This is a genomic window from Brevundimonas sp. KH_025 (assembly GCF_057839885.1).
Genome location: NZ_CM174501.1, coordinates 2,924,021 through 2,936,879, shown reverse-complemented (window position 1 = coordinate 2,936,879; position 12,859 = coordinate 2,924,021). Strand labels below are relative to the sequence as shown.

The 12,859-nt window shown below is 70.6% G+C and carries 13 protein-coding genes; 4 read left to right on the top strand and 9 right to left on the bottom strand.

Going from position 1 to position 12,859, the window contains the following annotated elements; all coding sequences use genetic code 11:
• Nucleotides 1–54: 54 nt before the first annotated feature.
• The 7 genes from AC3IS2_RS14540 to rsmI form a co-directional block, all read right to left on the bottom strand.
• Nucleotides 55–1,740, bottom strand: coding sequence for an AmpG family muropeptide MFS transporter (locus tag AC3IS2_RS14540; RefSeq protein ID WP_489198497.1), 1,686 nt, complete (start codon nt 1,738–1,740; stop codon nt 55–57).
• A 44-nt stretch (nt 1,741–1,784) separates the two neighbouring features.
• Nucleotides 1,785–3,317, bottom strand: coding sequence for a response regulator (locus tag AC3IS2_RS14535; protein ID WP_489198496.1), 1,533 nt, complete (start codon nt 3,315–3,317; stop codon nt 1,785–1,787).
• A 55-nt stretch (nt 3,318–3,372) separates the two neighbouring features.
• Nucleotides 3,373–4,959 carry a YifB family Mg chelatase-like AAA ATPase gene (locus tag AC3IS2_RS14530; protein ID WP_489198495.1) on the bottom strand — a complete coding sequence of 529 codons (1,587 nt, stop codon included), beginning with the start codon at nt 4,957–4,959 and terminating at the stop codon, nt 3,373–3,375.
• Between the two features lie 80 nt (nt 4,960–5,039).
• The gene (gene gshB, locus AC3IS2_RS14525; protein WP_489198494.1) at nt 5,040–5,990 is read right to left on the bottom strand and encodes a glutathione synthase; all 951 of its coding nucleotides are present in this window, start codon (nt 5,988–5,990) and stop codon (nt 5,040–5,042) included.
• A gap of 208 nt (nt 5,991–6,198) precedes the next feature.
• A complete protein-coding gene (locus AC3IS2_RS14520) occupies nt 6,199–7,011 on the bottom strand; it encodes a SirB1 family protein (protein WP_489198493.1) in 813 nt (270 codons plus the stop codon).
• Complete coding sequence (locus AC3IS2_RS14515) at nt 7,008–7,436, bottom strand: YraN family protein (protein ID WP_489198492.1); 429 nt, start codon at nt 7,434–7,436, stop codon at nt 7,008–7,010. Before AC3IS2_RS14515 ends, AC3IS2_RS14520 begins: the two co-directional genes overlap by 4 nt.
• Nucleotides 7,433–8,308: a 16S rRNA (cytidine(1402)-2'-O)-methyltransferase gene (gene rsmI, locus AC3IS2_RS14510; protein WP_489198491.1), complete on the bottom strand. Its 876-nt coding sequence runs from the start codon at nt 8,306–8,308 to the stop codon at nt 7,433–7,435. The genes AC3IS2_RS14515 and rsmI overlap by 4 nt, the downstream gene beginning before the upstream one ends.
• Before the next feature lie 120 nt (nt 8,309–8,428).
• Here rsmI and AC3IS2_RS14505 point away from each other — a divergent pair, with 120 nt between their 5' ends.
• Entirely contained in the window at nt 8,429–9,118 is a 690-nt protein-coding gene (locus AC3IS2_RS14505; protein WP_489198490.1) for an alpha/beta hydrolase, read from the top strand.
• A 1-nt stretch (nt 9,119) separates the two neighbouring features.
• Here AC3IS2_RS14505 and hemW read toward each other — a convergent pair whose 3' ends face one another.
• Both hemW and rdgB read right to left on the bottom strand, forming a co-directional pair.
• On the bottom strand, nt 9,120–10,262 hold the full coding sequence (gene hemW, locus AC3IS2_RS14500; RefSeq protein ID WP_489198489.1) for a radical SAM family heme chaperone HemW: 1,143 nt from the start codon (nt 10,260–10,262) through the stop codon (nt 9,120–9,122).
• 70 nt (nt 10,263–10,332) lie between these two features.
• Nucleotides 10,333–10,935 carry an RdgB/HAM1 family non-canonical purine NTP pyrophosphatase gene (gene rdgB, locus AC3IS2_RS14495; protein WP_489198488.1) on the bottom strand — a complete coding sequence of 201 codons (603 nt, stop codon included), beginning with the start codon at nt 10,933–10,935 and terminating at the stop codon, nt 10,333–10,335.
• A 446-nt stretch (nt 10,936–11,381) separates the two neighbouring features.
• On the opposite strand from rdgB, the gene AC3IS2_RS14490 reads away from it, so the two are divergent.
• Genes AC3IS2_RS14490 through AC3IS2_RS14480 form a run of 3 tightly spaced genes read left to right on the top strand, consistent with a single transcriptional unit; the run spans nt 11,382 to nt 12,857 of the window.
• Nucleotides 11,382–11,990, top strand: a complete 609-nt coding sequence (locus tag AC3IS2_RS14490) for a DUF2975 domain-containing protein (RefSeq protein WP_489198487.1) — start codon at nt 11,382–11,384, stop codon at nt 11,988–11,990.
• Nucleotides 11,991–12,013: 23 nt separating this feature from the next.
• A complete protein-coding gene (locus tag AC3IS2_RS14485; protein ID WP_489198486.1) occupies nt 12,014–12,262 on the top strand; it encodes a helix-turn-helix domain-containing protein in 249 nt (82 codons plus the stop codon).
• A 1-nt stretch (nt 12,263) separates the two neighbouring features.
• Nucleotides 12,264–12,857, top strand: coding sequence for a Smr/MutS family protein (locus AC3IS2_RS14480; protein WP_489198484.1), 594 nt, complete (start codon nt 12,264–12,266; stop codon nt 12,855–12,857).
• Nucleotides 12,858–12,859 lie beyond the last annotated feature (2 nt).

The window sequence follows — 12,859 nt, the reverse complement described above, 5'->3', positions numbered from 1 at the left end:
GGTTCACGTCCGCGAACGCTTCGAGAGGCGGCCTTCGGGCCGCCTCTTTGCGTTTCAGCCCTGGGTTTTCCGATTCAGGCGACGACGCTCGAAGGTCAGCCGGACCCATTCCGCCGCGCAGAAGACGACGGCGATGACGCCCAGCCAGGCGGCGATGACGAACATGGCGGCATAGCCCTCACGTTCGACCAACTCGCCCAGGGCGCCGCGCCCCAGCGTCCCGATCAGCAGGGCCAGCGAGGTGAAGACCGCGAACTGGACCGCGCCGAACATCTTGTTCGACAGGGCCGACAGATAGGCGACGAAGGCCGCGCCCGCGAAGCCGCCGGCGATGTTCTCGCCCGCGATGGCCAGCATCAGTCGCGCCAGTGGCTCGCCCGCTCCGAGCAGGCCGAACGCCTTGTAGAGCCCCGTCGCGCTCATGAAGGGGTGGATCACGGGCGCGCCCATGGCCAGATCCATCATCAGCAGATTGGTGGCCGCCGACAGCACCGCCCCCAGCAACAGGCTGGCCATCCGACCGATGACCAGCAGGGCCCAGCCGCCCAGGCCGATGCCGAGGATGGTCATGACCACCCCGAAGGTCTTGGAGGCCAAGGCGATCTCGGTCTTGGTGTGGCCCAGGGCCCCGCCCGTGTCGCCCATGTAGAAGGGGAAGGCGAACGGTCCCCAGACCCCGTCGGTGATGCGATAGGTCAGGATCAGGCCCAGGACGATGATCGCCCCCCACCCCAAACGCCCCATCAGTTCGACCAGGGGCGCCAGGATGGCGTCATAGAGGGTGTTCGCCAACGGCGGAGCGTCGCGCTCCGCCGGCGCCGGCCCGGTCTTGCCGCCGCGCCAGACGATCAGTCCGGCAAGCGCCGCGGGCAGCAGCACCGCCCCGCCGACGATCCACGGCCCCCAGGCAGCGGTGAACTCGCCCGCGCTCGGCGCCGGGGTGACGCTGAGCGCCGTGACCATGAAGCGGATCAGCATGAAGGCGGCCCAGGCCCAGGCGACCAGGGTGGCGGCCAGAGCGGCCATGCGCAGGCGCGGCGAGCCGATCCGTTCGCGCGCGATGGCCTGCTTCGGCGCCGGCTTGGGCTCCGGCGCGATCAGGGCGCCCAGCAGGCCCAGCCCCATCAGGCCGGCGCCGATGACGAAGGTCGCCGACCAGCCCAGAGTGTCCGCCAGAACCAGGGCGCCCGCGCCGCCGACCAGGGCCGCCGTGCGGAAGCCCAGTTGATAGACGGTCGACAGCAGGTCGACCGGGGCGCGCTCGTCGGCAACCTCGATCCGCCAGGTGTCGATGACGATGTCCTGCGTCGCCGAGGCGAAGGCGCCCAGCGCCGCCGCTCCAGCCAGAAGTCCGATGGCGCCCGTCCCCGGATGCGACAGGGCGATGGTCAGCAGGGCGCCGACCAGCACCAGCTGGCACAGGATCAGCCAGGCGCGCCGTCGCCCCATCCGCCCGATGATCGGCGGCGTCAGGCCGACCGAGGGCGACCAGAGGAATTTGAAGGCGCCGAACAGGCCGACCCAGGACAGGACGCCGATGGTCGCCACCGAAACACCGGCGTCCGACAGCCAAGCGTTCAGGGTGCCGAACAGCATGGCGAAGGGCAGGCCGGCGGAAAAGCCCAGCAGCAGCATGGCCAGGGTGCGCCGTTCGCGGAAGGCCGCCTTCAGCACGCCCAGGCCTTTCGGCGACGGCTGCAGGGCCGCGACCTCGGAAGCGGGCGTCTTCGTGTCGGTCATGTAGGTCTCCGGCGGGCGCCGCCGGAAACAGGCGGTCGTGGCAACTAGGCCCCGACCTTGGCGCGGTTGCCCGCGTTCGTCCAGCGGGCCAGGGCCGCGCGCAGGGCGTCGGCCTCCAGCGGCTTGGTCAGATGGTCGTTCATGCCCGCCTCCAGACAGGCGATGCGGTCCTCGGCGAAGGCGTTGGCGGTCAGGGCCACGATGGGGGCGCGTTCGCCCCGCGCCCGCAGCGCCCGCGCCGCGCCCGGCCCGTCCAGCCGCGGCATCCGCATGTCCATGAAGATCAGGTCGAAGCGGGCGTCCTTCAGCGTCAGCAGCGCCTCATGCCCGTCGGCGGCGGTCTGCACCACGCAGCCCTCGCGGCGCAGCAGGGTCCGGGCCAGCAGGGCGCCGACCGGATTGTCCTCGACCAGCAGCACCCGCACGCCCTTGAAGGCCACCGGCACGACGCGGTCGTCGTCCTGGCTGCGCCCGACCGCCATGGCCAGACCCTTCCTACGGCCTGCGGCGGCCTGCACCCGTTCGGCCAGGGAGGCCCGGCGCAGGGGCTTGATCAGGTAGCCGTGGAAGCCGGCGGCCCGATAGCGGTCGATCAGATCGCGCTCGCTGGGTTTCAGCAGAATGATGGCCTCGCCCTGGGCCGGCTTGACGGCCAGCACGCCGTCCTCGGCTATGGCGTGGTCGATCAGGGTCACGCCCGCCTGACGCGCGACGCGGCCGCCAGAAGCCTCGATCTGGGCCGTCGCCGCCTGACGCACGAAGGGATCGGGCGTGCGCACCGCCACGACCGCGTCGTCCAGGGGACGGGCGCGCGGTTCGGAATCGGCGACAGGGAAGTCGGCTTCGAAGCGGAAGCGGGCGCCGGGGCCGTCGGGCCTGTCGGACACGGTCACGGTTCCGCCCATGGCCTGGGCCAGGCGCCGCACCACGGCCAGGCCCAGACCCGCGCCGTCGAAGCGGGCGGCGTCGGAGACGTCGGCGTGGCCGAACTCGTCGAAGATGCGCACCCGCGCCGCTTCCGGCACGCCGGGGCCGGTGTCGTCGACGACGAAGGCCAGGCGCGGACGCGACGCGGTTCCGCCCGCGCGCTCGACCGTCAGGCGGACCCCGCCCCGGTCGGTGAATTTCACGGCGTTGCCCGCCAGATTGAACAGGACCTGACGCAGACGGCCCTCGTCGGCGATCACGTCGGGCGCGTCGGCGGCGACGGACCAGACGATCTCCAGCCCCTTGTCGTGGGCCTTGGGACTGAGCAGTTCGGCCACGCCGCGCGTCAGGCCTTCCAGATCGACGGGGGCGGCGTCGAACTCCAGCGCCCCGGCTTCCAGCCGGGCGAAGTCCAGCAGGTCGTTGACCAGACCCAGCAGATGCTCGGCCGACTTCTGCGCCGCCTCGGCGTAGGCGCGCTGGGCGCCGTCCAGCTTGGTCCGCGACAGCAGGCCCAGCATGCCGATCACCCCGTTCAGGGGCGTGCGCATCTCATGGCTCATCAGCCGCAGGAATTGCTGTTCCGGCGCGGCGGCTTCCGCTGCGGGGGCGATGTCGGTCGGTGCGTGCGTTCTGCGTGCCTGTCCCATGGCGACGACCCTAGCGCCCAAGGGTTAAGCGTGGCCGAACGACGATTTCAGCCTTTCAGAAGGCGGGGGCCTCGCTGCGATGGGCCGTCTGGCGATCGAAATCGCCCTGGGCCCCGACGGTCGTGCGGCGATACATCAGGGCCTCGGCCACGTGGCGGCGAAGCACCCCGGTCGAACCGTCCAGATCGGCGATGGTGCGCGCCAGCCGCAGGGTGCGGGTCCAGCCGCGCGCGGTCAGCCCCCCGGCCTCGCCCGCCCGCATCAGCAGGGCGCGGCCCGCGTCGTCGGGCGCGGCGAAGCGGTCCAGGGTCTCACCCGAAGCGCGGGCGTTGATCGCCTGATCGCGCGCCTTGTCCGGGTCGAAGCCCGCCGCACGGACGCGCTCTTCCTGCTGGGCGCGGGCGGTCGCCACGCGGACGGCGGCCTCGGCCGTGCCCTCGGCGGGCGGCGGCAGGGCCATGTCGGCGGCGGTGACGGGCGGGGTTTCGACCGTCAGGTCGATGCGATCAAACATCGGGCCGGAAATGCGGTTCTGATAGTCCTTCTGGCAGCGTGGGGCCTTGCCGCAGCCGCCGCGTCCCGATCCGCCCAGACCGCAGCGGCAGGGGTTCATCGCCGCCACCAGTTGGAACCGCGCCGGATAGCGGACATGGGCGTTGGCGCGCGCCACCACGATCTCGCCCGTCTCCAGCGGCTGACGCAGACTGTCCAGCGCCTGGGCCGAATATTCCGGCAGTTCGTCAAGGAAGAGGACGCCGTTGTGCGCCAGCGAGGCCTCGCCCGGCTTGGCCCGCAGACCGCCGCCGGTCAGGGCGGCCATGGAGGCGGAATGGTGCGGCGAGCGGAAGGGCCGGTCGCGGGTCAGGGCGCCGCGCTGGATCAGGCCCGCCACCGACCAGACCATCGAGGTCTCCAGCAGTTCCTGCGGCGTCAGCGGCGGCAGCAGGCCGGGCAGACGCTGGGCCATCATCGACTTGCCCGATCCCGGCGGGCCGATGAAGAGCAGGTTGTGGCCGCCCGCCGCCGCGATCTCCAGCGCGCGCTTGGCGCTTTCCTGGCCCTTGACCTCGCGCAGGTCGGGCGCGAGGCCGCCCGCCGTCACCGGACCCGGTTCGGGCGCGCGCAGCACCTGCGTGCCCCGGAAATGATTGATCAGGCCAATCAGGGAGCGGGGCGCCAGGATGGCCGTGTCGCCGGCCCAGGCGGCCTCGGGCCCGTTGGCCTCGGGGCAGATCAGGCCCAGCCCCATGGCCCCGGCCGCCATCGCCGCCGGCAGCGTGCCTCCGACCGCCGCGATCTGGCCGTCCAGCCCCAGTTCGCCGACCGCCGCCCAGCCGTCCAGGGCGTCCGGCGCGATCACCCCCATGGAGGCCAGCAGGGCCAGGGCGATGGGCAGGTCGAAATGGCTGCCTTCCTTGGGCAGGTCGGCGGGCGCCAGATTGGCGATGACCTTCTTGGGCGGCAGGGCCAGGCCGATGCCGGCGAAGGCGCCGCGCACCCGCTCCCTGCTCTCGGCCACCGCCTTGTCCGGCAGGCCGACGATGGCGAAGGCCCCGGCAGGAGTCGCCACCTGCTGCACCTCGACATCGACCCGTCGCGCCTCGACCCCGTCGAAAGCGACCGTCACCACCCGCGCGACCATGACTTCCCTCCCGCAGTCCGAAAGAGAACAAATCACGAACTCATCGCAACTGCAAGAGCGACGTTATGCGGCCTTGGGGCCTAGGCAGCCTCGCGCTTCTTGCGCTCGATCACGTCCCACATCAGGGCCGTCGCATCGACGCCCGAGAACTTCAGCATCTGCTGGGCGCCGGTGGGGGAGGTGACGTTGATCTCGGTCAGGTAGTCGCCGATCACGTCGATGCCGACGAAGACCAGGCCGCGTTCCTTCAGATAGGGACCGATGGCGGCGCAGATTTCGAGGTCGCGCGGCGTCAGCTCGACCGGGGCCGCCGTGCCGCCGACGCGCAGGTTGGAGCGCACCTGGTCCTTGGCTGGAATGCGGTTGATGGCGCCGACCGGCTCGCCGTCGATCAGGATGATGCGCTTGTCGCCCTTGGAGACCGCCGGAATGAATTTCTGGATCACCAGCGGGTCGCGCGAACCGGCGGCGTGGATCTCGATCAGGGCTTCCAGATTGGGGTCGTCGGCCTTGAGCCGCACCACGCCCGAACCGGCGGCGCCGTGCAGGGGCTTGAGCACCACGTCGCCGTGACGGCGGTGGAAGTCGACCAGGGCGAGCGGGTCCGAGGACACCAGGGTCGGCGGCTGCAGGCCGGGGAAAAGGGTGGCGATCAGCTTCTCGGGCGCCGAGCGCACCTCGGCTGGGTTGTTGACCACCAGGGTGTGCGGATGCACCCGCTCCAGCAGATAGGTGGCGGTGACATAGGCCATGTCGAAGGGCGGGTCCTGACGCATCAGGATGACGTCGACGTCCTCGGCCAGATCGAGGACGACCTCGGGGCCGAAGTCGGCGTGCTCGCCCTGGACCGTGTTCACCGTCACCGGCCGGGCGCGGCAGAACAGGCGGCCGTCCTCCAGCGCCAGGGTGCGGAAGTCGTAAATCCACAGCTTGTGGCCGCGCGCCTGCCCCGACAGGGCCATCAGGAAGGTGGTGTCGGACTCGACGTTCACCGCCTCGAGCGGATCCATCTGGATGGCGACCTTGAGCATGGAAGTCCTTTCACGGCGTCAGAGCGTTGCAGATGCGCGGCGAGGGGCCCGGACGCAAGGGCGCGCCCCTCTCTTTGCCGCTGCCATGCCCTTTCAGCCGTCATCCTCGGGCTTGACCCGAGGATCGGGTCAGCCGTCTGCGCGACACAGGAAAAATCGACCGCGCCGCTCCGCTCGATCCTCGGATCAAGCCCCAGGATGACGGGGGTTAGTTCAGGCGCAACCGCATCCGGTCCGCGCTGGCGCGGTGCGCGTCGGCGGGGTCGCCCAAGGCGCGAGCGCGCGACAGGGCCTCCAGCGCGCCGGTCAGGGCCCCCTGCTTCTCGCGGGCGGCGGCGACGTCCAGCCAGGGCCGGTGATCCTCGGGGTCCAGCAGGGCGCGGCGCAGCGCCGAACGCTCGGCCCCCTGATAGTCCTCGACCATCAGGGCTCGCGTGAACAGGACGTTCTGCAGCCGGACCAGGGCCTGACGGTCGCTGACCGGGGCCATCAGCAAATCCAGCCGATCGGCCACGTGCGGCGTCAGCCCCGCCAGCAGGGCGCGCCGCGTCAGTTCGCTGGGCAGGACCAGACGGCCCTGACTGAAAGGGTCCAGCGCCACCGGCCCCTCGGGCGTCTCGACCCGCAGCAGGATATGGCCGGGGAAGTCCACCGCCGCCGCCTTCAGCCCCGCCCGGCGCGCCGCGTCGAGGTAGAAGACCACCAGGGCCGCCGACAGGCCGCGCCGCCGCTCGGCCACGTCGATGACGTCGGTGTTGCCGGGATGATCGTAGTTGAGCAGGTCGCCGTTCAGCCGCAGGTCCGCGGCCATGGTCTCGGCCAAGGCGTCGTCGGGACTTTCGTTCGCCGCCCGCTCCTTGACCCTCTGGGCGGCCTGGTCGGCCAGCAGGCGGACCGGCTCGGGGTCGCGGAACGGATAGTCGTGGATGGCGCAGGCGATGGCGCATTCGAGCAGCGGAAAGCCGTCGTCCTCGGCGGTTCCCGCCTGGGCCAGAATGATCTCGGCGTCCTCGCGGGTCACGCGATGTCCGTTCCTGTCGTCGTCACCCCGCGAAGATGACGCGGAAACCGCCCGGGAGCCAGCGCCACCATATCGATTCTCAACACCAGCCCCTGCAGCGATGGCCGACTGCGGGCCGCGGCCTGCCCGGCGGCGGCCAGTCGGCCGTGCTGTTCCGGCCCCAACGACAGGATCGCCGCCTCGATCGTGCGCCGCCGTTTGACCTCGACCACCGCCAGGATGCGGCCGCGTTTGGCCAGAATATCGATCTCGCCGCCCCGCCCCTTCAGACGGAAGGCCAGAATCTGATAGCCCTTGAGCATCAGCCAGACGGCGGCGATCCATTCGGCGGCATGACCCTCGCGGTGCGACCGCCCGCCCAGCGCCTGACGCCAGCCCGATTTGGACCGACGCGGCGACGGGCCGGGCCGCAGGCGGGGCTTCACCCCCGGCCCTGCATTTCCAGCGCCCGCTTGTAGAGGGGCTTTCTGGGCAGGTTCAGCGCCTTGGACACCTCGGCGGCGGCCTCGCCCGGCGGCAGGCGGGTCATGGCCTCGGTCAGGGCCGCATCGGCGTCGGCGGCGCTGGCGACCTCGGCCTCGCCGGGGCCGACGACGACGACGATCTCGCCCTTGGGCGCATCGCAGCGCGGGTCGAGCGCCAGTTCGGCCAGGGTGCCGCGCACGGCCTCCTCATAGAGCTTGGTCAGTTCGCGGGTCACGGCGGCAGGGCGGTCGCCCAGCACCTCGGCCATGTCGGTCAGGCTGTCCTTCAGACGCGGGCCGCTCTCGAAGAAGACCAAGGTCTGACGCCCGGTGCGCAGTTCCTCCAGCATGGTCTTTCGCGCCCCCGACTTGGGCGGCAGGAAGCCGGCGAACAGCACCCGGTCGGCGGGCTGTCCGGCCAGACACAGGGCGGCCAGCAGGCTGGAGGCGCCGGGAATGGGATGGACCGGCAGGCCCTCGTTGATGGCGGCGCGGGCCACGACATAGCCGGGGTCCGACACCAGCGGCGTGCCCGCGTCCGAGACCAGGGCCACGACTTCGCCCGCCTTCAGCCGTTCGACGGCGATCTCGGCGGCGCGCGCCGAGGCGTGGTCGTCGCAGCGTTCCAGCTTGGCCCGCAGGCCATAGGCGGTCAGCAGCTTGGCCGTGACGCGGGTGTCCTCGGCCAGGACCAGATCGGCGGCGGCCAGAACGTCCAGCGCCCGCAGCGTCATGTCCCGCAGATTGCCGATGGGGGTCGCCACCAGATAGAGGCCGGGCGCGACGGAGCGCGCGGGCGGGGCGGTCGGCGGGAACAGCGGGGCGTCAGGCATGAGGCCATCCTAGAGGGCGTCACGGTGTCGTGAAACCCGCCGTGTCGAAGGAACGCGGTTCCGGTTGAGGCGCTCCGGCCCCATGCGGCGCACGACGCCGCCAAGCTTGGGAAACCCACCATGTCCAAATCGACCGCCATCGTCCTCGTGCACGGCTTCTGGGGCGGCGCCGCCCACTGGAGCAAGGTCATTACGGAGTTGAGTCGGCGCGGCTACACCTCGCTGCACGCCGTCGAAATGCCGCTGACCTCCCTGGCCGACGACGCCGAGCGGGTCCGCAAGATGGTGCGCCAGCAGGACGGTCCCGTCATCCTGGTCGGCCACTCCTACGGCGGCGCCGTGCTGTCGGAAGCGGGCGATCTGCCCAACGTGGCGGGCCTGGTCTATGTCGCCGCCTTCGCCCCCGACGCCGGTGAAAGCCCCGGCGCCATCACCCAGCAGGACCCGCCGTCCGCCGCCGCCAACCTGGCCCCGGACAGCGACGGCTATCTGTGGGTCAAGCCCGACAAGTTCCACGAAAGCTTCTGCCAGGACCTGACCGCCGACGAGGCCCTGGTCATGGCGGTGACGCAGAAGGCGCCCCTGGCCGGGACCTTCGGCGACGCCGTCACCGATCCCGCCTGGCGCAAGAAGCCGGTCTGGTATCAGGTCTCGAGCCAGGATCACATGATCGCTCCGACCAATCAGCAACGGATGTCGGCGCGGATGAACGCCCGCAAGGTCATCACCCTGGACGCCAGCCACGCCTCCCTGGCCTCGCGTCCGGTCGAGATCTCCGACCTGATCGAAGAGGCCGTCGCGACGGTCTGATCTAGGTCAGAAGGGTCCGCAGCACGGCGTCCAGCACCGGACGGCCGGCCGCTGTCGCTGCAACCCGGCCCTCAACCAGCGTCAGGAAGCCGTCGGCGATCAGTTCGGCCAGCGGACCCGTCTGGGCCGACAGGCCCAGCGTCATCAAAGTCGCCAGCGGCACGCCCTCATTGGTGCGCAGACCCAGCAGCACCAGCTCCTCGGCTTCGCCCAGCGGGTCCAGCGTCTCGCGCTCGGCCCAGGGGGTTCCGGCGGCGACGCCGGCGACATAGTCGGCGATGCGGCGGTGGGCGACGGTGGCGGTGCGCTGCCCCGCCAGGGTCAGCCGTCCGTGGGCGCCGGGGCCGAGGCCCAGATAGTCGCCGCCGCGCCAGACATGCAGGTTGTGGGATGATCGGGCCGCCACGTCGCGGGCGTGGTTGGACACCTCATAGGCCTCGAAACCCGCGGCCTCGAGCACGGCCTGCGTCGCCTCATAAAGGGCGGCGGCCAGATCCTCGTCCGGCGGGGTCAGGGTCCCGCGCGCGAAGGCGCGGCCAAAGGCCGTCGTCGGCTCAATGGTCAGCTGATAGGGCGAGACGTGCTCGAACCCCAGGTCCAGCGCCGTGCTCAGCTCCGCCGTCCAGTCGGCCACCGACTGCCCCGGCCGGGCGTAGATCAGGTCGATGGACAGGCGCGGGAAGGCGCGACCCGCCGTCTCGACCGCGCGCCGCGCCTCAGCCGCCGAATGGTCGCGGCCGAGGAAGGTCAGGGCTGCATCGTCGAACGACTGCACCCCCATCGACAGGCGATTGATGCCGGCGGCGGCCAGGGCGGCGTAGCGGCCCGCCTCGGCGTCGGTGGGGTTGGCCTCCAGCGTGATCTCGATCTCGCCGCCATTCTCGTCCATGGGGGGAAAGAGCGATTTGGCCCGCGCGATCACCGCCGCCACGGCCTCGGGCGGCATCAACGAAGGGGTGCCGCCGCCGAAGAAGATCGAGGCCAGACGACGCGGCCCGACGAGCGTGGCCTGCGCCTCCATGTCCGCCAGTATGGCCTGGACCAGTCCGGCCTGCTCCTCGACCCGCCCCCGGTCGCGCACGACGTTGAAGTCGCAATAGGGGCAGATGCGGGCGCAGTAGGGCCAGTGAACGTAGAGCGCCACATCCTTGGGGTCCCTATCGCCTCCCTCGCGGAGGGAGGCTGCTTGAGGGACCCGCGAGCCTGACGGGGCCTCAGTCAATCAGCGCCGCCTTGAGCCGGGCGAAGGCAAGGGCGCGGTGGCTGATGGCGTCCTTCTCGGCCGGGTCCATCTCGCCGAACGTCAGCTCCGAGCCCTCGGGCTGGAAGATGGGGTCGTAGCCGAAGCCCCGGTCGCCGCGCGGCGGGAAGACCAGCTCGCCGTCGATGCGTCCCTCGACCACCACGCAGGGGCCGTCGGGCCAGGCCACCGCAAGCGCAGACGTGAACCAGGCGCGGCGGTCGGTCGATCCGACCTCCTCCAGCCGCTCCTCTACCTTCTTCATGGCCAGGGCGAAATCCTTGCCCGGCCCGGCCCAGCGCGCCGAGAAGATGCCCGGCGCCCCGTCCAGGGCCGCGACCGACAGGCCGGAGTCATCGGCCAGGGCCACCTCGCCCGAGGCCTCGGCCGCGTGGCGCGCCTTCAGCATGGCGTTGCCGACGAAGGTGCTCTCGGTCTCGTCCGGTTCGGGCAGGTTGAGGCTGCCGGCCGTGACGATCCTGTAATTTCCGTCCAGCAGCGCTTCGATCTCGCGCGCCTTGCCCGGATTGTGGGTCGCGGCCACCAGCCGCATCCCTTTGATCAGCTTGAGATTCATGCGGCCACCTTAGTCCCGTCCGATGCATTGCGGAAGTTTAACATCGTTAAACGATATGTAACGTGCTTTTCGAGGGGGCATGGCGCATCTTCAATCTCAAGAACGGGGGTCGCACCGTTCAGACGAAGCGAGAAAGACGCAACGTTCACCCAGCGACACCACAGAAACGCACGAAAATCGTGCAACAACGGAGAGATACGATGCAAGCGATGAAAACCTCGATCTGGATGGACCGCGTCGGCCATGGCTTCCTCAACGCCCTTCTGCTGGCTGCTCTGCCTACCGCCGCCATCGCCATGATCATCCAGAGCCTGTGATCCGACATTGGATCGCTCTGGGGGCTTTGACGATCAGCATGAACACCGCGAAGAATAGCGCCGCGTGAGGGTTCGCCGGACCCCGCGCGGCGATCGCCGCCTGAACCACCCGGCCTGAGACCTGACTTCATGCGCCTCCCGAAACTGCCTGCCATCGGGATAAGAGCGCCGCGCCTGCCGGGCGCCAACCTGCGCACCCCCAATCTCAGGACTCTGGGTCCAGGTTCCGTATCCAGCCTGCTGAAGATCGCGCTGGATGTCGCCTATGTCCTGCTGGCCCTAATCACCGGCGTGCTGCTGCTGCTCTGGGTCGCCTCCATCGTCATTCCCATCGACCATTTGAACCTGACGGTAGCCGACGAATCCAACGGCCGTCAGATGCCGCTGACCCGTCCGCTGCTGCTGTTCGGCGTTGGGGCCATGACCGCCTATTTCGGCGGCTTCCTGATGATCCTGCGCGGCCTGCGAAAGATCTTCCGCACCCTGACCCTGGGCGACCCCTTCCAGCCCGACAACGTGCGCCGCCTGCGCCAGATCGGCCTGATCCTGGCCATCGTGACCGGCGGCGTCTGGCTGGCGCAGGGCCTGGTGGCCGCCCGACTGGCCCCCGGCGTCATGGAGCCTCAAGGCGTCAGCGACCTGCTCACCCCCGTCTTCTCCATCCTCGTCGTCTTCGTCCTGGCGGAGGTGTTCCGCGAAGGCGCGCGCCTGCGCCGCGAATCCGAACTGACGATCTGATCTTGAAACGTTAAGCTGACCCCATGGCCATCCGCGTCCAACTCGACCGAATCCTCGCCGAACGGCGCATGTCGCTGACGGAACTCGCCGACCGCGTCGGCGTGACCGTGGCCAATCTGTCGATCCTCAAGACCGGCAAGGCCCGCGCCGTGCGCTTCTCGACCCTGGACGCCCTGTGCCGCGAACTGGACTGCCAGCCCGGCGACCTGCTGGCCCACGAGCCTGGGCCAGGTTCCGATCCGGGCGACGCCTTCGACGACGCCGAGGACTGAGGTGGCCCGAAAAGGCCCGCCTGCCTCTTCCGACGACGACAAACGCATCTGGGCCCGCGTGACCGGCACGGTGACGCCGCCCGCGCGCCGCAAGGCCGCCCGCGTCACCCCCGGGGCCGTCCTGCCCGATCCTGAAGCGGCGCCCGTGCCAGCGGCCAAGCCCGCGCGCGGCGTCGCCGGCAAGAAGCGCAACGCGACCGATCAGACCCCGAGCTTCGAGGCCCTGGGCATCGTCGCTCCTGTTCGCCCGGCGCCGACCCGCGCCCGGCCGACGCCCGAAGAGCTGGAGCCGCGCCGCCAGCGCCGCCTGTCACGCGAACGCGATCCGATCGAGGCCCGCATCGACCTGCACGGCTTCGGCCGGTTCGAGGCCGAGGACCAACTGCGCGGCTTTCTCATCAGTTGCCAGATGCGCGGTCTTCGCTCGGTTCTGGTCATCACCGGCCAGGGACGGCGCGGCGGCGGGGTGATCCGCAGTTCGGTGCACGACTGGCTGACCGGACCGCATCTGCGCGGCGTGGTGTCCGGCTTCGCCTCGGCCCACCGCCGCCACGGCGGCGACGGCGCCCTCTACGTCACGCTGAAGCCGCGCTGAAG